This window comes from Stenotrophomonas sp. TWI1409, assembly GCF_039673015.1.
GTDB classification, from domain to species: Bacteria; Pseudomonadota; Gammaproteobacteria; order Xanthomonadales; family Xanthomonadaceae; genus Stenotrophomonas; species Stenotrophomonas maltophilia_A.
The window spans coordinates 1-19,333 of the sequence record NZ_JBDJKU010000071.1; the positions used below are offsets into that span (position 1 = coordinate 1).

The 19,333-nt window shown below is 68.2% G+C and carries 15 protein-coding genes; 11 read left to right on the plus strand and 4 right to left on the minus strand.

The genetic code is table 11. The features are described 5' to 3' along the window. Positions 1-253: 253 nt before the first annotated feature. Both ABE423_RS17710 and gshB read right to left on the minus strand, forming a co-directional pair. The gene (locus ABE423_RS17710; RefSeq protein ID WP_125895864.1) at positions 254-1,138 is read right to left on the minus strand and encodes an energy transducer TonB; all 885 of its coding nucleotides are present in this window, start codon (positions 1,136-1,138) and stop codon (positions 254-256) included. After that, positions 1,138-2,085 carry a glutathione synthase gene (gshB, locus tag ABE423_RS17715; RefSeq protein WP_346486978.1) on the minus strand — a complete coding sequence of 316 codons (948 nt, stop codon included), beginning with the start codon at positions 2,083-2,085 and terminating at the stop codon, positions 1,138-1,140. Before gshB ends, ABE423_RS17710 begins: the two co-directional genes overlap by 1 nt. A gap of 240 nt (positions 2,086-2,325) precedes the next feature. On the opposite strand from gshB, the gene pilG reads away from it, so the two are divergent. The 7 genes from pilG (at position 2,326) to ABE423_RS17750 (ending at position 14,303) form a co-directional block, all read left to right on the plus strand. Continuing rightward, positions 2,326-2,727 carry a twitching motility response regulator PilG gene (gene pilG / locus ABE423_RS17720; RefSeq protein ID WP_005418455.1) on the plus strand — a complete coding sequence of 134 codons (402 nt, stop codon included), beginning with the start codon at positions 2,326-2,328 and terminating at the stop codon, positions 2,725-2,727. 18 nt (positions 2,728-2,745) lie between these two features. Next, positions 2,746-3,108 carry a response regulator gene (locus ABE423_RS17725; protein ID WP_005410717.1) on the plus strand — a complete coding sequence of 121 codons (363 nt, stop codon included), beginning with the start codon at positions 2,746-2,748 and terminating at the stop codon, positions 3,106-3,108. Next, a complete protein-coding gene (locus tag ABE423_RS17730) occupies positions 3,108-3,638 on the plus strand; it encodes a chemotaxis protein CheW (protein ID WP_005410716.1) in 531 nt (176 codons plus the stop codon). Before ABE423_RS17725 ends, ABE423_RS17730 begins: the two co-directional genes overlap by 1 nt. Before the next feature lie 41 nt (positions 3,639-3,679). After that, positions 3,680-5,716, plus strand: a complete 2,037-nt coding sequence (locus tag ABE423_RS17735) for a methyl-accepting chemotaxis protein (RefSeq protein WP_032130100.1) — start codon at positions 3,680-3,682, stop codon at positions 5,714-5,716. Positions 5,717-5,816: 100 nt separating this feature from the next. After that, the gene (locus ABE423_RS17740) at positions 5,817-12,515 is read left to right on the plus strand and encodes an Hpt domain-containing protein (protein ID WP_346486981.1); all 6,699 of its coding nucleotides are present in this window, start codon (positions 5,817-5,819) and stop codon (positions 12,513-12,515) included. Further along, complete coding sequence (locus tag ABE423_RS17745) at positions 12,502-13,842, plus strand: chemotaxis protein CheB (RefSeq protein ID WP_253145511.1); 1,341 nt, start codon at positions 12,502-12,504, stop codon at positions 13,840-13,842. Before ABE423_RS17740 ends, ABE423_RS17745 begins: the two co-directional genes overlap by 14 nt. Continuing rightward, positions 13,839-14,303 carry a chemotaxis protein CheW gene (locus tag ABE423_RS17750; RefSeq protein WP_006385148.1) on the plus strand — a complete coding sequence of 155 codons (465 nt, stop codon included), beginning with the start codon at positions 13,839-13,841 and terminating at the stop codon, positions 14,301-14,303. Before ABE423_RS17745 ends, ABE423_RS17750 begins: the two co-directional genes overlap by 4 nt. Positions 14,304-14,411: 108 nt before the next feature. On the opposite strand, the gene ABE423_RS17755 is transcribed toward ABE423_RS17750, so the two are convergent. Together ABE423_RS17755 and bioA are read right to left on the minus strand one after the other, a co-directional pair. Further along, positions 14,412-15,149 carry a 16S rRNA (uracil(1498)-N(3))-methyltransferase gene (locus tag ABE423_RS17755; RefSeq protein WP_253145508.1) on the minus strand — a complete coding sequence of 246 codons (738 nt, stop codon included), beginning with the start codon at positions 15,147-15,149 and terminating at the stop codon, positions 14,412-14,414. Further along, positions 15,140-16,531 (minus strand): adenosylmethionine--8-amino-7-oxononanoate transaminase, encoded by a 1,392-nt coding sequence (gene bioA / locus ABE423_RS17760; protein WP_253145506.1) that lies wholly within the window; start codon positions 16,529-16,531, stop codon positions 15,140-15,142. The genes ABE423_RS17755 and bioA overlap by 10 nt, the downstream gene beginning before the upstream one ends. Positions 16,532-16,608: 77 nt before the next feature. Between bioA and nudE the strand changes: the two genes are divergently transcribed. The 4 genes from nudE to ABE423_RS17780 are packed head-to-tail and all read left to right on the plus strand — an operon-like array spanning position 16,609 to position 19,151. After that, entirely contained in the window at positions 16,609-17,172 is a 564-nt protein-coding gene (nudE, locus tag ABE423_RS17765; RefSeq protein WP_197616631.1) for an ADP compounds hydrolase NudE, read from the plus strand. Then, complete coding sequence (gene cysQ, locus ABE423_RS17770; RefSeq protein ID WP_121504658.1) at positions 17,169-17,972, plus strand: 3'(2'),5'-bisphosphate nucleotidase CysQ; 804 nt, start codon at positions 17,169-17,171, stop codon at positions 17,970-17,972. The genes nudE and cysQ overlap by 4 nt, the downstream gene beginning before the upstream one ends. A gap of 13 nt (positions 17,973-17,985) precedes the next feature. Then, positions 17,986-18,825: a nucleoside triphosphate pyrophosphohydrolase gene (gene mazG, locus ABE423_RS17775; protein ID WP_049422149.1), complete on the plus strand. Its 840-nt coding sequence runs from the start codon at positions 17,986-17,988 to the stop codon at positions 18,823-18,825. Continuing rightward, complete coding sequence (locus ABE423_RS17780; RefSeq protein ID WP_032130110.1) at positions 18,822-19,151, plus strand: YnfA family protein; 330 nt, start codon at positions 18,822-18,824, stop codon at positions 19,149-19,151. The genes mazG and ABE423_RS17780 overlap by 4 nt, the downstream gene beginning before the upstream one ends. The last annotated feature ends 182 nt before the right edge of the window (positions 19,152-19,333 follow it).

Consider the following 19,333-nt stretch of genomic DNA (forward strand, 5'->3'; position numbering starts at 1 on the left):
GATGTGTGTCGACCAAGGTCGACACCTACCAACCGCGGAGCGGGACGCGATGCGCCGGGATCTGTCAGAGGTGGGGCTGGGTGGCTGGGCAGGACCGTTGGCGCCATGGATGGCGCCATCGAGCCCCCAAGGATGGGTTTACGGCGTGTCCTGGCCAGCCACCCCGCCACACCAAATCCACAGTCCAACCGCCGCCTTTGACGTTGACGTTGACGTTCAGCGGGTCCCGGGCCGCAGGCCCGGGCAACAAACCCTACCGGTCATCGTGCAGGGTGCCGCCCGGCAGGAACACCCACGTGCGCGTGACCTGCAGGATATCGATCTCATCCTCGGTCTTCGGCAACGGCGGGAACGGCTGCGCCAGCTTCACCACCCGCAGTGCGGCCTCATCCAGCAACGGCGTCCCGCTCGAACGCAGGATCCGGCTGCTTTCCACGCTGCCATCGCGGCGCACCCCCACGCTGATCACCACCTGGCCACCCAGGCGGCGCTGCCGGGCCTCGTCCGGGTAGTTCAGGTTGCCGACGCGCTCGGCGCGATCGACCCAGGCACGCAGGTAGTTGGCATAGGCATATTCGCGCGTGCTGGCCGACACGAACTTGCGGTTCGGACGCTTGGCGTACTGCGCCGAGCGCAGGTGCACTTCAGCGGCCAGGCGGGCCATTTCCACATCGCGCTGCTCGCGCGCGCTCAGCGGTGCGTCCGGTTCGGGCTGATCCGGCGTGGGCCGGGACTGCGCCTGCGCGACCACCTCTTCGCCATTGCGGCTGCTGACCACCCGCGCCTGCGGCGGCGGAACCGGTGCGGCCGATTGCTGCTGCTGCGGAATCGGGCTGATTCCGGACTGGGCCTGCGGCACGATGCCGGCCTGGTTGTCACGCGGACGCTGTGCGCGGTCGTGTTCGCCACCGCCTTCCTGGTTGGCTGCGGCCAGGAAATCAGCCTGCTTCGGCGTCAGTGCGGTGCGGGTCTGGCTGAAGATCACTTCCAGCGTCGGCACCAGCGGTGCATCGCCCTTCACGGCGAAGCCCACGCCCAGGATCAGCAGGGCGTGGACCAGCACCGACAGCGCGATGGTCGCCCCCAGCCGTTGCGCTTCGCGCGGCGGCGGGGGCAGTACGGCAGGTGCGGCAGACATCAGCGCAGGCCGGCCTCGAGTGCGTCGAACAGGGTGCCGGCAATGTTCAGGCCGTACTGTGCGTCCAGTTCGCGCACGCAGGTCGGGCTGGTCACGTTGACCTCGGTCAGGTAATCACCGATCACGTCCAGGCCGACGAAGCGCATGCCGCGACGCTTCATCTCCGGCCCGACCTGGGCGGCGATCCAGCGGTCGCGCTCGCTCAGCGGGCGGCCTTCGCCGCGGCCACCGGCGGCGAGGTTGCCGCGGAATTCATCACCCTGCGGGATGCGCGCCAGGCAGTAGTCGACGGGTTCGCCATCGACCAGCAGGATGCGCTTGTCGCCGGCGGTGATGTCGGGAATGAACTTCTGTGCCAGCGCCATCCTGTGGCCGCCGTCGGTCAGGGTTTCCAGGATCACATTCAGGTTCGGATCGCCCTGGCCGCTGCGGAAGATCGAGCGGCCGCCCATGCCATCCAGCGGCTTCAGAACCGCCTGGCCGTGTTCCAGGGCAAAGGCCTTCAGCGCCTTGGCATCGCGGCTGACCAGGGTCGGCGGGCAGCACTGCGGGAACAGCAGGGCGGCAAGCTTCTCGTTGTAGTCGCGCAGGCCCTGCGGGTTGTTGACCACGCAGGCACCGGCAGCGGCGGCCACGTCCAGCACCTGGGTGTCGTAGATGTACTCGGCGTCGACCGGAGGGTCCTTGCGCATCAGCACGATCTGGCCGGGACCGAACTCGGTACGGCTGAACGCACCCAGCTCATACCAGCCGGCCGGGTCGTCGCGCACCAGCAGCGGTGCGGTCTGGGCCACCGCCACGCCACCTTCCAGGGCCAACCCGCCCGGGCGCACGTAGTGCAGGGCATGGCCGCGGCGCTGGGCTTCCAGCAACATGGCGAAGGTGGTGTCCTTGGCGATCTTGATGTGGGCGATGGGGTCCATCACCACGATGACGTTCAACGGCATGGGCGCACCTGTCTGGCAAGGCGTTGATGGTAGCGGCAACGCCGGTCGCGCGCCTCCCCGCCTTACTGCAACGCAGCGTCCGCCCGGCGGTCGCGCACGCATTGCGAAACCCGTCACGTTCAGGAGGGTGCCATGCCCCGCGCCATGGGGCGGCCTTGAAGCGGGCGCGGAAAGTGCGATATAGATACGCTTTCGTAGCGGCCCCCGCCAGAGATCGGGCCGTGCGCTTGGGGATAGGCAATGACTGAAAACACGACTGCGGGCGGGGAACTCGCAGGACTCCGGGTGATGGTCATCGATGATTCGAAGACCATCCGCAGGACTGCGGAAACGCTGCTCAAGCGCGAAGGCTGCGAGGTGGTCACCGCCACCGACGGCTTCGAAGCGCTTGCGAAGATCGCAGACCAGCAACCGCAGATCATCTTCGTCGACATCATGATGCCGCGCCTGGACGGCTACCAGACCTGTGCGCTGATCAAGGGCAACCAGCTGTTCAAGGCGACCCCGGTCATCATGCTGTCGTCCAAGGATGGCCTGTTCGACAAGGCGCGGGGACGCATCGTCGGCTCGGAGCAGTACCTGACGAAGCCTTTCACGCGTGAAGAACTGCTGGGTGCCATCCGCACATACGTCAACGCCTGACCAGGGGGGAAAGGCACAATGGCTCGTATCGTTCTGATCGAGGATTCACCGACCGACCGCGCGGTGTTCACCCAGTGGCTGCGCCGTGCCGGCCATGAGGTGCTGGAAGCGGACAACGCCGAGGATGGACTGCAGCTGGTCCGCGACCAGGTGCCGCAGCTGGTGCTGATGGACGTGGTCCTGCCCGGCATGAGCGGCTTCCAGGCCACCCGCGCGATGGCCCGTGACGCGGCGATCAAGCACATCCCGGTGATCATCGTCAGCACCAAGGCGATGGAAACCGACAAGGCATGGGGCCTGCGCCAGGGCGCAGCCGATTACATCGTCAAGCCGCCGCGCGAGGATGAACTGATCGCGCGGATCAACGAACTGGTGGCCTGATGCGCTCGCCCTTCGACATTCTCGAAGCCTACGAACGGCGCAGCCTGGCCCATGCGGTGCAGCTGCCCGAACGGCAGTTCGCCCAGGACCTCTGGCGTGGCGTGGGCTACCGCGTCGGCCAGCGCCGGCTGGTGTCCGATTTCCGCGAAGTGGTGGAAATCGTGCCGATGCCGCCGGTGACCCCGGTGCCGTGCGCGCAGCCGTGGCTGCTGGGCGTAGGCAACCTGCGCGGCAACCTGTTCCCGGTGGTCGACCTGAAGTACTTCCTGGAAGGCACGCGCACCGTGCAGCAGGAAGGCCAGCGCGTGCTGATCATGCGCCAGGCCGGCGGCGACGTCGCGCTGACCATCGATGAACTGTTCGGCCAGCGCAGCTTCGAACTGGACCAGCAGATCGCGGCCGGCACGCTGGCCGAAGGACGTTACGGCCACTTCGTCGATCGCGCCTTCCACGCCGACGGCCACGACTGGGGCGTGTTCTCGCTCTCGCTGCTGTCGCGTACCCCTGAATTCCGGCAAGCCGCGGCCTGAGGCCGGGCATCGCCCCCTGCATTGAAGATCGAGGTTGAACGATGAGTACTGCTTCGGACGCCACCAAGACCGGCAAGCTGCGGCTGGGCGGCAGCAACCTCTGGTTGTTCCTGCTGCTGGCATCGATGATCCTGTTCGGCGTCAACACCGGCGTCGCCACCTGGCAGGGCAGTCGCCTGGCCGATGCCGGCTCCAAGGCGGCCGACCTGCAGGTGCTGTCACAGCAGCTGGCCAACCAGGGCCGTGATGCGGTGGGCGGCAACGCGCAGGCGTTCACCGCCTTCAAGGCCACCCGCAACGCGATCGAACAGAACGTGTCGACCCTGCAGGGGCGCTACGGCAAGGAACCGGGCGTGTCCGGTGCGATCGCCACCCTGGCCGAGACCTGGGCGCCGCTGGGCAAGCAGGCCGGGCAGCTGGTCGCCAGCGAGCCCGCCGTGCTGGCGCTGGCCGGCAATGCCAACAACTTCACCGGCGCGGTGCCGGGCCTGCAGGCCCAGCTGAACGAGCTGGTGCGCGCGATGTCCGCCTCGGGCGCGCCGTCGTCGCAGGTGTACAGCGCACTGCAGCAGGTCGTGGTGGCCGGTTCGATGGCCCGCCGCGTGACCGAAATGCGTGCCGGTGGCAGCGCCGCTGCCACCTCGGGCGATGCACTGGCACGCGACATCACCGTGTTCTCGCAGGTGCTCGACGGCCTGCGCAACGGCAACGAGGAACTGGGCATCACCGCCGTGCGCGGTGCCGCCGCCGTGGCCGCGCTGGAGCAGTCGCAGCAGAAGTGGGAGGCAATGAAGCAGGACGCCGATGCGATCCTGGCCAGCTCGCGCCAGCTGTTTGCCGCCCAGTCCGCCGCCACCGCGCTGGGCCAGGGTTCGGCGCACATGCTGGACGACAGCCGCAAGCTGTTCGAGGCGTTCTCCTCGTTCGGCTCGGTGTCCGATACCCGCCTGTTCCCGAACTTCTGGATCGGCGTGGTGTCCGGTGCGCTGTCGCTGATCGCGATCATCGGCTTCGTCTCCACCAACGTGCGCAGCCGCTCGCGCGAGCAGGAACTGCGCTACCAGACACAGGTGGAATTCAACAGCCGCAACCAGCAGGCGATCATGCGGTTGCTGGACGAAATCTCCTCGCTGGGTGAGGGCGACCTGACCGTGAAGGCCTCGGTGACCGAGGACATGACCGGCGCCATCGCCGACGCGATCAACTACGCGGTGGACGAGCTGCGCCACCTGGTGACCACCATCAACGACACCTCGGCCAAGGTCGCGCTGTCCACCCAGGAAACCCAGGCCACCGCCATGCAGCTGGCAGAGGCGGCGGGCCATCAGGCCAACCAGATCACCTCGGCCTCGGACCGCATCGGTGAAATCGCGGCGAGCATCGAACAGGTGTCGCGCAACTCGGCCGAGTCGGCCGACGTGGCACAGCGCTCGGTGGTGATCGCCGCCGAAGGTGCCGGCGTGGTGCGCGAGACCATCCAGGGCATGGACCAGATCCGTGACCAGATCCAGGAAACCTCCAAGCGCATCAAGCGCCTGGGCGAGTCGTCGCAGGAAATCGGCTCGATCGTGGAACTGATCAACGACATTTCCGAGCAGACCAACATCCTGGCATTGAACGCGGCGGTGCAGGCGGCTTCGGCCGGTGAAGCGGGCCGCGGTTTCGCGGTCGTGGCCGACGAAGTGCAGCGCCTGGCAGAACGCACCTCGGGCGCAACCCGACGCATCGAGAACCTGGTCCAGGCCATTCAGGCCGATACCAACGAAGCGGTCACCTCGATGGAACAGACCACCGCCGAAGTGGTGTCCGGTGCACGCCTGGCCGAGGACGCCGGCACCGCACTGACCGAAATCGAGCGCGTGTCCAATGCACTGAACACCCTCATCAAGAACATCTCCATCGCCGCCCAGCAGCAGTCGGCTGCGGCCTCGGACATCACCCGCACCATGGGCGTGATCCGGCAGATCACCGGCCAGACCTCGCAGGGTGCCGGGCAGACCGCCGAATCGATCGGTCACCTCGCGCAGCTGGCGGCCGACCTGCGTCGTTCGGTCGCCGACTTCAAGCTGCCGGCGTGACGCGGGCAGGGCGGCGAGCAAGGAACCAGTCGATGAAGCATTTCCATTCCCCACGCCAGAACTCGCGCGGCTTCCGCGCGGCGGCGAACGGAGCGCGTCCATGAGCAGTCTGCGCGATGCGATGAGCCACGCAGCGCTGGGCTGGGTCAAGCCCGAGCTGGACGAGACCCTGCGCCAGGTGCGCAACGAGGTCGAGTACTACGCGGAAGACCCGGCCGATGCCAGCCGCATGCGCATCTGCGCCGGCTACCTGCACCAGGTGCAGGGCACCCTGCGCATGGTCGAGCTGTACGCCCCGGCGATGGTGGCCGAGGAGCTGGAACAGCTGGCCAATGCCATCGGCGCCGGTAGCGTGGCTGATCGGGATGAAGCCTGCGCGACCCTGATGCGCGGCAGCGTGCTGCTGCCCGATTACCTGGAGCGCCTGCAGAACGGTCACCGCGACATTCCGATCGTGCTGATGCCGCTGCTCAACGAAATCCGTGCCGCGCGGGGCGAAGAAGGGGTGCATGACAGCGTGCTGCTGGCGTTCGCGCCGGACAGCGTCAGCGCCACCGAGGCCGAGCTGGACCATGCCCGTGGCAGCCTGAGCGGGCGCAACCGCGAGCTGCTGGATACCGTGGGCAGCGCGGTGAAGGAAGAACTGCTGCGTATCAAGGATGCGCTGGACCTGCACCTGCGTACTGGCGGTGCGCCCGAACAGCTGCAGACCCAGGCCAACGAACTTGGCGCCGTGGCCGATACGCTGGGCATGATGGGCCTGGGCGTTGCCCGCGGGGTGGTCGTGCAGCAGCGCGATGCGCTGCGTGGCGTGGTCGAAGGGCGCCAGCAGATCGACGAGAACCTGCTGCTGGATATCGCCGGCGCATTGCTCTACGTGGACGCGTCGCTGGACGACCAGGTCGCCCATCTGGGCGCCGGCGGCAGTGGCGAAGATGACCCCAGCGCGATGGAGAACCGGCGCACGGTGGAGGTGCTGGCACATGAGGCCATCGCCAACTTCGCCGCCGCCCGCGAGCATTTCGTCGCTTTCATTGAAACCAGCTGGAACCATGCCGAGCTGCAGGACGTGCCGCGCCTGCTGGGCGATGTGTCCGGTGCGCTGCGCATGCTCGACCTGAACACCGCCGCCGATTACCTGCGCGGTGTGCAGCAGTACATCGAAGCCGAGCTGATCGGTCGCCAGCGCGTGCCCAGTGGCCGCCAGCTGGACACCCTGGCCGATGCCATGGCCAGTCTGGAGTACTACCTCGAGGCTCTGCGCGACCGCCGCCCGGGCCGCGAGGACATCCTCGACATCACCCGCAGCAGCCTTGAAGCGTTGCGCTATTGGCCGTTGCCGGACCGCAATGCGGTGGCGCCTGTTGCCGCCGCGCCGATTCCGTTCGCATCGCTGCTGGTGGACCGCGAGCCGATCGCGCTGCAGGCCGAGCCGGTAGAGCCGGAGCCCATCGAGATTCCGGTGCAGCCGGCCGCGCCCGCCGCCGGCACGGTGCCGGTGCCGCTGCCGGACTTCACCTTCGATCCGCCACCGGCCGCGCCTGCACCGGAGGTGGTGGACAACCGCCTGATGTTCGGGGCGCTGGGGAGTGTCGCCTCCACACCGCTGTCGCTGCATGACGACGCGGATGCACCGCTGGTCTTCGCCGCGTCCAGCGCGCCTGCGCCCGAGGTACCGCAATGGGATCTCGCACCGTTCCATCCGGACTCCGAGCCGACCGCGAGTGCCGAAGACGAGCGCAGTCCGACCTTCGCCAGCTTCGACCCGGTCAGTTTCGAACGGGCCGAAACCAGCGTGGAACCGGCGCCGCAGTGGACACTGTCGGAGGCAACACCGCCGGCATTGGCCGATGTGGCTGTGATGGATGTCGAGGATGACGTCGACGCGTCGGTGCCCTTCGACACCGCTGACGTTGCTGCGCCCGTGTTCGACCCGGTGGCTGCCGAGCACGATGTGGTCGCCGCTGGTGACGACGTGGTGTTCCGTTTCGACGCCGATGCGCTGGACAATGCCGACGACGTGCTGTCGCTGCACGCGATGGAGACGCTGTCGCTGGACGACGATGCCGGATTGCACCCGGCGCTGGAGATCGTCGATCCCGCTGCACCCGTGCGGGTGGACGAAAGCCCTGTCGTTGCCGAAGCGGACGCGGTTCCGGCGGATGTGCAGGAGGACGTGCCCGCGCCGATGGCCGAGGTGCTGACGCCGGTCTCCGATTCACCGGCACCGGCACCGGCGGTGTCGGTGATTGATATCGACACCATCGCGCCCATCGACTTCAGCGAAGCCGACGCGCAGTTCTTCGCCGAGCTGAGCGCCGCGGCGGCCGACTTCAATCCGCAGGCCATGGCGGCTCCGCCCGTTGCGGACATCCCGGTCGTGGCCGGGACCGAGGCCGGCTTCGAGGCCGGCTTCGACGACGATGCCGAGAACATCGACGAGGATATCCGCGAGGTGTTCCTGGAAGAGTTCGACGACGAGCTGGCCAACCTGGGCACGCTGCTGCCGGCATGGCGCATGCAGCTGGACAACATGGATCGGCTGCGGCCGATCCGCCGCATCTTCCACACCCTCAAGGGCAGTGGCCGCCTGGTGGGTGCACGCACCCTGGGTGAGTTCGCCTGGAAGATCGAAGGCATGCTCAATCGCGTGCTCGATGGCAGTCGCCCGGCGACTCCGGCGGTGCTGGCGATGGTCGACAACGCCCATGCCGCGTTGCCGCAGCTGAACGCCGCGCTGCGCCATGGCCAGCGCATCAGCGTGGACCTGCAGGCGATGCAGGCCATTGCCGATCGGGTCGGTGCCGGCGAGGAGACCTTCTACGTGCCGTTGCCGGCTGCGGCCGCACCGGCAGCGACACTGGCCGAGTCCGAAGGCGAAGACGAAATCAGCCGCCTGCTGGAAGCCGAGGCCGCTGCGTCGGCGCAGGCCGATGCCACGGCGGTGGCGGAAGACGCCGGTACCCCGGCCAACATCGACAGCGTACTGCGCGAGATCCTTGAGGCCGAGGTCGAAGTCCACCAGGCGACCCTGCAGGAATGGCTGCGCTCGGCGCAGCAGGCACCGCAGCCGGTCAGCGACGCACTGCTGCGTGCGGTGCACACCATGAACGGCGCCTTCGCGATGACCGAAGTGCCGGAAATCACGGCGGTCACCGGCGGTGCCGAGTCCTACATCAAGCGCGCCCTGGCCGCCGACGTGGTGCCTGGCGACGAGGGCGTAGCCGCACTGGATGCGACCGCGCAGGCGATCACCGCGACCATGGAGGCGCTGCAGGCCGAACAGCCGCGGATTGTTCCGCAGGGCGCGCTGGTGCAGCGGCTGCAGGCATTGGCCGGCGAGCTGCCGGAAGCGCGCTGGCCGCTGTTCGCGCTGGAAGACGAGGACGAAGAGGGCGTCGAGCTGGCGCCTGATGCCGAGCAGGCATCCGCGGCCGAAGCGCCGCTGGCCGGGCTGGACACGCTGGACGAAACCAGCATGCCGTCCGCTTTCAATGCGGCGACCGATCTCATTGCCGAGCCGCAGTCGCATGCCGAAGATGCGCTGGAACCGGTTCCAGCTGCAACCGGGCTGGAGGCGCTGGACGTCGCAGCCGACAGCGGCCTGGACGTGGGTGAGCTGACCGCCAGCGACGATCTTTCGCGTTACTTCGACGCCGGCTGGCCGTCGGTGCCGGGCGAAGGTGAACCTGCCGCGGACGACACCGGCGCGATTGAATCGATCCAGCCGATTGAAAGTGCGCCTGATGTCGCCCAGGACGAATCAGATGCCGTGCCGGCGATCGCGACGGTCGACGACGCTGACCTGACCATGGCGGACGATCTGTCGCCGTACCTCGACGCCAGTGCGCTGCCGGTGGATGACCGCGACGCGGAAGAGTTGCCGGTGTCTGCGGAAGTTGACGCGATCGACCTGAATACGCCGTTGCCGTTTGATTCGGACAGTGACGATGACAACGTCATTGACGACGCTGCTGCACTGCCACTCGACAGCGAGCTGTCGAGCCTGCAGGATGAAATGGCTGTGCCGGGTTTTGCAGAACCGGTCACGCTGGCAGCCGCGCTCGAGGCCGGCCTGCACGTGATCGAGGAGGAGCAGACCCTGGACGACGACGGGCAATGGCCCGTGATCGGCCTCCAGGCCAGCGAACTCGCGCCGGGTGAGGCAGATGCCTTTGCCGAGGATGCGGACGTCGGCGGGGAGGCGGCGGTCGGTGAAGGAGAGAGCGCCGATCAGCCGTCCCCGGCGACGGTGATTGAGGAGATCACCGCAGAGGCGCCGCAGGGCGGCACTGCTGCGGTGCGCTTCTTCGAAATGGAAGACGCACCGGGCCAGGGCACGGTCGATACCGATGCACAGGTTGCAGCGACCGACATCGTGCCGCGTGCGCCGCACCACGAGCAGGCACCTGTTGCGGCGGATGCCGAAGACGGCGCCGATGCACTCGACTTCAGCGTGTACGACCGCGAGCTGGTCGATATCTTTGTCGAGGAAGGCAAGGACCTGCTCGACCACTGCGATGGCCTGATCAGCGAACTGCGCGATGCACCGCAGGACCGCGAGGTGCTGGCCGGCCTGCAGCGTGATCTGCACACCCTGAAGGGTGGCGCACGCATGGCTGGCATCAATGCCATCGGCGACCTTGGCCACAGCATCGAATCGCTGCTGGAAGCGGTGGCCGCTGGCCGTACCGAGATCGAACGTCGCGACGTGCAGCTGCTGGAGCGTGGCTTTGACCGCCTGCACCAGCTGCTCACCCGCACCGGCGCGCACCGCGTGGTGGAGCCGGCGCAGGATCTGGTCGAAGCCTTCGAGGTCCGCACCACCATCGATATCGCCGCAGCCGCTGCGGCCGCGCGTGCGGCCAGCGAGATCGAGACCGTGCCCGCACAGGCCGCGGGCCCACTGGCGGCCCCGATCGAAGCGCCGCTGTCGGCTCCGCTTCCGGCCGAGGGCGTGGTCGATGAAGATCCGCTGGCGCGTCCGCAGCAGGAGCAGGTGCGCGTGCGTGCCGACCTGCTCGACCGCTTGGTCAACCATGCCGGTGAAGTGGCGATCTACCGCTCGCGGCTTGAACAGCAGCTGGGTGCCTTCCGTGGTGCCATGGGCGAACTGGAGCGCACCAATGCGCGACTGCGCGACCAGCTGCGGCGACTCGACCTGGAAACCGAGGCGCAGATCGTCGCCCGCTACCAGCGCGAGCAGGACCAGGCCGACCAGAAGTTCGATCCGCTGGAGCTGGACCGCTTCTCCACCCTGCAGCAGCTCAGCCGTGCGCTGAACGAGTCGGCGGCCGACCTGGGGGGCCTGCAGGGCGTGCTGGACGATCTGTCGCGCCAGTACGATTCGCTGCTGCAGCAGCAGTCGCGCGTCAGCTCCGAGCTGCAGGATGGCCTGATGCGCGCGCGCATGGTGCCGTTCGATGGCCTGGTGCCGCGCCTGCGCCGCGTGGTCCGCCAGTCCGGCATGGATACCGGCAAGCAGGTCCACCTGACCCTGGAAGGAACCCACGGCGAACTGGACCGCAACGTCCTCGACCGCATGGTCGCGCCGCTGGAACACATGCTGCGCAACTCCGTGGCCCATGGCCTGGAAGCGCCGGAACAGCGCCGCGCCGCCGGCAAGCCGGAGGAGGGCGAGATCGCCATCCGCCTGCACCGCGAAGGTTCGGAAATCGTGCTGGAAGTGGCCGATGACGGTGCCGGCCTGGACCGCGAGGCGATCCGCCGCCGCGCCATCGACCGTGGCCTGCTGGCCGCCGATGCGCAGCCGAACGAGCAGGAGCTGGACAACCTGATCTTCGCGTCCGGCTTCACCACCGCCGACCAGGTCAGCCAGCTGGCCGGTCGTGGCGTGGGCATGGACGTGGTGCGCAACGAAGTGCGCCAGCTCGGTGGCTCGGTCGACATCCAGTCGGTGCGGGGCCAGGGCGTACGCTTCACCCTGCGCCTGCCGCAGACGCTGGCCGTCACCCAGGCGGTGTTCGTGCAGATCGGCGAAACCACCTTCGCGGTGCCGGTGGCCTCGGTCAGTGGTATCGGCCGCCTGTCGCGCGAGCGTTTCGAAGCCGCCGACAGCAGCTACCGTTACAGCGGCGAAGACTATCCGCTGTACGACCTCGGCAGCCTGGTCGGGCAGGCCCCGGCGCGTGCCGATGGCCAGGACCAGGTGCCGCTGCTGCTGGTCCGTGCCGGTGATCTGCGTGCCGCCGTGGCGATCGACCAGGTGCTGGGCAACCGCGAAATCGTGGTCAAGCCGGTCGGCCTGCAGATCGCGTCGGTGCCGGGCATCTACGGCGCGACCATCACCGGCGATGGCCGCGTGGTGGTGATCCTGGACGTGGCGCCGCTGGTGCGCCGCTTCCTCGCCAACCCGACGCTGCCTGTGCTGGCCAACGCACCGCGCCAGGAGCGCCAGGTGCCGCTGGTGATGGTGGTCGACGACTCGCTGACGATGCGCAAGGTCACCGGCCGCATCCTCGAACGCCACAACTTCGAGGTCAGCGTCGCCCGCGATGGCGTGGAAGCGCTGGAACGCCTGGAAGAGCGCGTGCCGGACCTGATGCTGCTGGATATCGAGATGCCGCGCATGGATGGCTACGAGCTCGCCACCGCGATGCGTGCCGACCCGCGCTACAGGGACGTGCCGATCGTGATGATCACTTCGCGCAGCGGTGACAAGCACCGCCAGCGCGCCTTCGAGATCGGTGTCCAGCGTTACCTGGGCAAGCCGTACCAGGAACTGGACCTGATGCGTAACGTGTACGACCTGCTGGGGATCGCCCGTGTCCGTGAGTGAAACCCAAGCGGCTCCGGCCGTGGCCCTGCTGGCCCGTCCCGGCGCGGCGCGTGAGCGCCTGCGTGAGGCGTTGTCGCACGCCGATGTGCAGCTGGTGCTGGAAGATGATCCCAACACGCTGGAGGCGCGGGTCCTGCAGGAGGCGCGCCCACAGTTCGTGGTGATCGCGCTGGAAGCCGCCATCGAGGACGCCTTGGAGCGCCTGGAAGCGGTGCTGTCCGCACCGGGTCTGACCCTGGTCTTCGACGAGGCCGAACTGGCTGCACGTCGTGATGGCTGGGAGGCTCAGCGCTGGGGCCGTCATCTGTCCGCCAAGCTGCATGGCCACCAGCAGGTGTTGCCGCCGGGGGCCGAAGAAGAACCCAGCCTGCAGTTGGAGCCGGGCCACCCGGCACCGCCACCGGCGCCGCAGGAAGAAGCGCTGCAGCCGCACCTGGAGCAGGCATTGAGCTGGGCCGACGAGGTCCCCGCTGACACTCTGTACTCGCCGCCTGCGCAGCTGCACGAACCGATCGCGCTGGAACAGGCGCTGGCCGCGCTGCAGCCGGTGGTGCCTGAGCCGCTGCAGGCCCCCGCACTGCCGTCGCTGGCAGAGACCGCGTCCGCAGTACCGCCGCTACCGCCGGTCTCCTTCGACCACACCGCCTGGTCGCTGGTCGAGGACGAGGCCGATGCCTCGGCAACCGCTCCGCACCACGCTGCGGTGGAGGCTCCGCTGCCTTCCTTCGATACCGGTCATCTGAGCCTGGTCGATCTGGATGCCGCAGCGCCCGTGGGCGCACGCGCCGGATCGCTGCTGGTGCTGGCCGGCATCGGTGGCCCGGATGCGCTGCGTCGCCTGCTCGGCGCGCTGCCGCCTTCGCTGAGCGTGCCGGTCCTGGTGCACATGCGCCTGGATGGCGGGCGCTACGGCAACCTGGTCAAGCAGATGGCACGCGTGTCGCCGTTGCCGGTGCAGCTGGCTGAAGCCGGCCAGCGTGCAACTCCGGGTGAAGTGCACGTGCTGGCCGATGACATCGGCGTGCAGGCAGCCAGTGACGGCCTGCATTTCGTCAACGACGCGCAGGGCATTGCGATTGCCGCGCTGCCAGCTGACCACACCGCGCTGGTCCTGCTCAGCGGCGCTGACCTTGCGCATGTTGGTCCGGCGCTGGATCTGGCCGCCGCCGGTGCATGGGTGGCCGGGCAGGTGGGCGAGGGCTGCTACGACCCGGCTGCGGCGACGGCGGTGGTTGCTGCCGGCATGGTGGCTGGAGAACCGCAGGAACTGGCACAGGCGATTGCCGCGCGCTGGGGTGAGCAGGACGACAACGGAGAAGCACCATGAGCTATGCCAGCAATGACGAAATCCGTGGCGTCCTGATCCAGGCCGGCAACGCGCGCGTGCTGCTGCCCAATGCCACCGTGGCCGAAATGATGTCGCGCGTGCCGGTGCAGCCGGTCTCCGATGCGCCGCGCTGGCTGGTCGGCGAGATCGGCTGGCATGGCTGGCAGGTGCCGCTGGTGTCGTTCGCGCGCCTTTCCGGGCTGGGCGAGGAAGCCGTGGGCGGCCACAACAAGGTGGTGGTGCTGAAGGCCCTCAGCGGCAACGCGCAACGCCCGTACTACGCCCTGCTGACGCAGAACTTCCCGCAGCTGATTTCGGTGCCGCGCGACGGCCTGCTGGCTGATGCCTCGGAAGAAACCCTGCCGGACATCGTGCACATGCGTGTGCTGCTGGGCGAGCAGAGCGCGCTGCTGCCGAACCTGGACGCGCTGGAAGCCGCCCTGGATTCGCTGGCGGCCTGATCGGACATCCGCCGGGCATTTTGAATTCCTGGTAGTGCCGGCCGCTGGCCGGCAACCGCATGATTCCGTGGAGGCCGGCCAGCGGCCGGCACTACCAGGAATCGGCCCTTACCCCAGATCCCCCAACCGCGCCTGCAGTGCTGCAATCGCGGCCAGGCCGGCCGTTTCCGTGCGCAGGATGCGCGGCCCCAGCTGCAGGCCCTGGAAGCCCGCGGCCGCCAGTTGATCACGGTCGCGTGGCGACCACCCCCCTTCCGGACCGATTGCAATCACGATGCCCCCGCCAGGCGCGGCGTCCAGCGTCGACAGCCGGTGCGCACCCTGCGGATCCAGGGTCAGCCGCAGCGTATCGGGCGGCAGCGCCGCTGCCGCCTGCGCCAGCGACAGCGGGGATCCCACCTGCGGAATGCGCGCGCGCCCGGACTGGCCGCAGGCCGAGGTCACCACATTGTTCCAGTGCGCCACGCGCTTCTCCGCCCGTGCTGCATCCAGCTTCACCTCGGTGCGCTCGGCGTTGACCGGAATGATCGCCGCCACGCCCAGTTCGGTGGCTTTCTGCAGGATCAGGTCCATCTTCTCGCCACGGGCGATGCCCTGCAGCAGGGTGATCGTCAGCGGCGATTCGTTGTCGATGGCCTGCACGGCGTCGATGCGCACCTGCACTTCGCGCTTGCCGGCCACGGTCAGCGTGGCGCTGTAGTCATGGCCATCGCCGTTGAACAGCACACAGGTATCGCCCTCGCGCAGGCGCATCACCCGTACCAGGTGGTTGGCGGTCTCTTCCGGCAGGGTCACGGTCTGGCCGCTGTGCAGCGCCAGGTCGATGGGGCAGCGGGTCACGCGCATGCAATCGCCTCGTCAATCGCCGCCAGCGTGGTATGTGCCAGCAGCTCCAGTTGTTCGTCATCCACGCAGTAGGGTGGCATCCAGTACAGCACGTCGCCCAGCGGACGCAGTACCACACCGCGCTTCAGCGCGGCCTTGTAGGCCTGCAGGCCCAGCCGCATGGCCGGGTCGAACGGTGTGCGCTTGTTGCCATCGCGCGACAGCTCGAACGCCACCACCATGCCGGCCTGGCGCACGTCGGCCACGTGCGGATGGTCGCTGAACGGTGCGGCCAGCGTGCCCATCACCGAGGCGATGCCGCGGTTGCGCGCGATCACATCGTCGTCGCGGAAGATGTCCAGCGTCGCCAGCGCGGCCGCGCAGGCCAGCGGGTTGCCGGTGTAGCTGTGCGAATGCAGGAAGGCGCGCTCGCGCGAGTCGTCGAGGAACGCGTCGTACAGGGCCTGCGTGGCCAGTACCGCGGCAAGCGGCAGGAAGCCGCCGGTCAGGCCTTTCGAGAGGCACATCAGGTCCGGCATCACCCCGGCCTGCTCGCAGGCGAACAGGGTACCGGTGCGGCCGAAACCGGTGGCGATCTCGTCGGCGATCATGAATGCACCGTGCGCATCACACAGTTCGCGAACCCGCTGCAGGTACACCGGATCGTGCATGCGCATGCCGCCCGCGCACTGCAGGCGTGGCTCCAGGATCACCGCACAGATCTCGCCCGGATGCTGGTCGAACAGTGTGGCCAGGCCATCGGCGGCCTGGCGCGCGCGATCGGCGGCGCTCTGGCCGGGCTCGGCCAGGTAAGCGTCGGGCGAGGGCGCGAACAGCCCTTCGGCCAGCAGCGGTGCATAGACACGGCGGTACAGGGGGATGTCGCCCAGCGCGAGCGCGCCCAGGGTCTCGCCGTGGTAGCCGTTCTCCAGTGCGATGAAACGCGTGCGCCGCGGCTCGCCACGGTTCTGGAAATACTGGAAGGCCATCTTCAGCGCCACTTCCACGCCGGCGGAGCCGTTGTCGGCGTAGAACACCTTGGCCAGCGGTTCGCGGCCAGGCTGGCGCGGGGCCAGCGCCAGCAGGCGTTCGGCCAGGGTGATCGCTGGCTCGTGGCCGAAGCCGGCCAGCATCACCTGTTCCAGCTGCCCGGCCTGGGCGGCAATGGCACCGCCGATGCGCGGCTCGGCATGGCCGAACAGGTTGGTCCACCAGCTGCTGACCGCATCCAGATAGCGATTGCCGTCGTGGTCGATCAGCCAGGCACCTTCGCCGCGGGCGATCGGCACCAGCGGCAGGGTGTGCGGATGCTCGCGCATCTGCGTGCAGGGGTGCCACAGCACCTGCAGGTCGCGCTGCCGCCAATGGCGGGCCAGCGGGGAGGGGGTTGGGTCTGCTAGCATTTCGGGCTCATGAACATGTTGCTGCCTGCACATTCTATCGGCCCCGGCGCAGGCGCCGGCCGCCGCGGAGATTCCGCATGAACGATGACCGTGCCGGCCGTCGCTTGCCGATCATCCATCGGATCACCGATGAGGAGAACGGTCCCTTCCAGCGCCAGCACCTGGACCTGGAGTTCTCCAACGGCGAACGCCGCCGCTTCGAGCGGCTGGTCAGCCGGGGGCATGGCGCGGTGGTGGTGGTGCCGATGCTCGACGACGAAACCGTGCTGCTGGTACGTGAATACGCCGCCGGCATGCACCGCTACGAACTGGGCCTGGTCAAGGGCCGGATCGATGCCGGCGAGACCCCCGAGCAGGCGGCCGACCGCGAACTGAAGGAAGAGGCCGGTTACGGCGCGCGCCGGGTGGATGTGCTGCGCGCGATGACCCTGGCCCCGACCTACATGAGCCACCAGTCGTGGCTGGTGGTGGCGCGCGACCTGTACCCGGAAAAGCTGGCCGGCGACGAGCCGGAAGAACTGGAAGTCGTCCCGTGGAGGCTGGCCGAGCTGGACCAGCTGATGCTGCGCGAGGACTTCTCCGAGGGACGCTCGCTGGCGGCGCTGTTCATCGCCCGCCAGTGGCTGCAGGGTTTGCGATGATCAAACTGACCACGGACCTGCGCGAGACCGCCATCGCCATTGCCCAGGAAGCCGGACAGGCCATCATGCAGGTCTATGCCGATGGCTTCGACGTGCAGATCAAGGACGACAACAGCCCGGTTACCAGTGCCGACCTGGCGGCCAACCAGGTCATTGAACAGGGCCTGCAGCAGCTGACCCCGGATCTGCCGATCCTGTCCGAGGAATCGGCGCAGGTACCCTGGGAGCAGCGCCGCCACTGGGGCGCCTACTGGCTGGTCGATCCGCTCGATGGCACCCGTGAGTTCGTCAAGCGCAACGGCGAGTTCAGCGTCAACATCGCGCTGATCTACCAGGGCGCACCGGCCTTCGGCGTGGTGCTGGCCCCGGTGACGGGCATCGTCTGGCATGCCATGCGCGGCGAGCTGGCCTATCGCCGGCAGGGCCTGCACGACACCGTGCTGCGCACCCGCACGCCGGCCACCGCACCGCTGCGGGTTGCCGCCAGCCGCTCGCACCGCTCACCGGAAACCGAGGCGCTGCTGGCGCGCATGGGCCGCATCGAGACCATCGCGCAGGGCTCGTCGCTGAAATTCTGCCGGATCGCCGAAGGTGGCCTGGATGTCTATCCGCGTCTGGGCCCGACCTCCGAATGGGATACCGCCGCCGGCCAGTGCGTACTGCACGCCGCCGGCGGTGCGGTACTGTCGGCAGCGACCGGCAAGCCGTTCCGCTACAACCGCCGCGAGACCCTGTTGAACGGCGATTTCATTGCCCTTGGTGATACCAGCCTGCCGTGGCGCGACTGGTTGTCCGACTGACCCTGGAGGCCGCATGAGCGCGCATGACACCCCCATCGCCGGCAGTGCAGCCAGCAACGAACTGGAACGCCTGCTGGCGATCATGGCGCGCCTGCGCGATCCGCAGGGCGGCTGCCCCTGGGACCTGGAACAGAACTTCGCGACCATCGCGCCGTACACCATCGAGGAAGCCTACGAGGTGGCCGATGCGATCGACCGTGGCGACCTCGATGATCTCTGCGATGAGCTGGGCGACCTGCTGCTGCAGGTGGTGTTCCATGCACGCATGGCCGAGGAGCAGGGCGCCTTTGCCTTCGCCGAGGTCGCACGCGCGATCAGCGACAAGATGCAGCGCCGCCACCCGCACGTGTTCGCCGATGTCAGCGTCGATGACGCCGACGGGGTGACGCGTAACTGGGATGCGATCAAGCGTGCCGAGCGTGCCGCCAAGGGCGAGCAGGACACCTCCGCATTGGCCGGCATCTCGCGTGGCCTGCCCGAATGGCAGCGAGCGGTGAAGCTGCAGTCGCGCGCGGCCAAGGTCGGTTTCGACTGGCCGGGCCCGTTGCCGGTGCTGGACAAGGCGGCGGAGGAACTGCAGGAGCTGCGCGAGGAGTTCGAGCGCGGCGATATTGCCGGCAACAAAGCGCGCCTGCAGGAAGAGCTGGGCGATCTGCTGTTCGTCTGCGCCAACCTGGCACGCCACGCCGATATCGATCTGGGTGCGGCGCTGCGCGGGGCCAACCACAAGTTCGAACGCCGCTTCCGTGCGATGGAAGCGCAGGCTGACGCCCAGGGTGGAGCGCTGGCGTCGATGGACCTGGATGCGCAGGAAGCACTGTGGCAGCACGCCAAGGCGGCGGAGAAGGCGTGAAGACGCTCGCGCTGTTCCTGCTGACCGCGCTGGCCGAAATTGTCGGCTGCTACCTGCCGTGGTTGTGGCTGCGCAAGGGCGGCAGCGTGTGGCTGCTGCTGCCGGCTGCCGCCAGCCTGGCCCTGTTCGCCTGGCTGCTGACCCTGCACCCGACCGCCAGTGGCCGGGTCTATGCGGCCTACGGTGGTGTCTACATCGGCACCGCGCTGTTCTGGCTGTGGCTGGTCGATGGCATCCGCCCCAGCCGCTGGGACCTGTTCGGCGCAGCCCTGTGCCTGGCCGGCATGGCGGTGATCATGTTCGGGCCGCGCACGCCCCCGGTGTAGCGTCGAGCCATGTTCGGCCGCTTCGGCTTTTGTAGCGTCGAGCCATGCTCGACGGCTTCCGCTCTTATGTAGAGTCGAGATCCTATGTTCGTGGTCAAGCCTGCTGGAAGCAGGCTTGACCCACCTTCAGCATGGCCGGATCGAAGTCCCGGCCGCTTTTGAAGACACCCCAGGCGATCCTG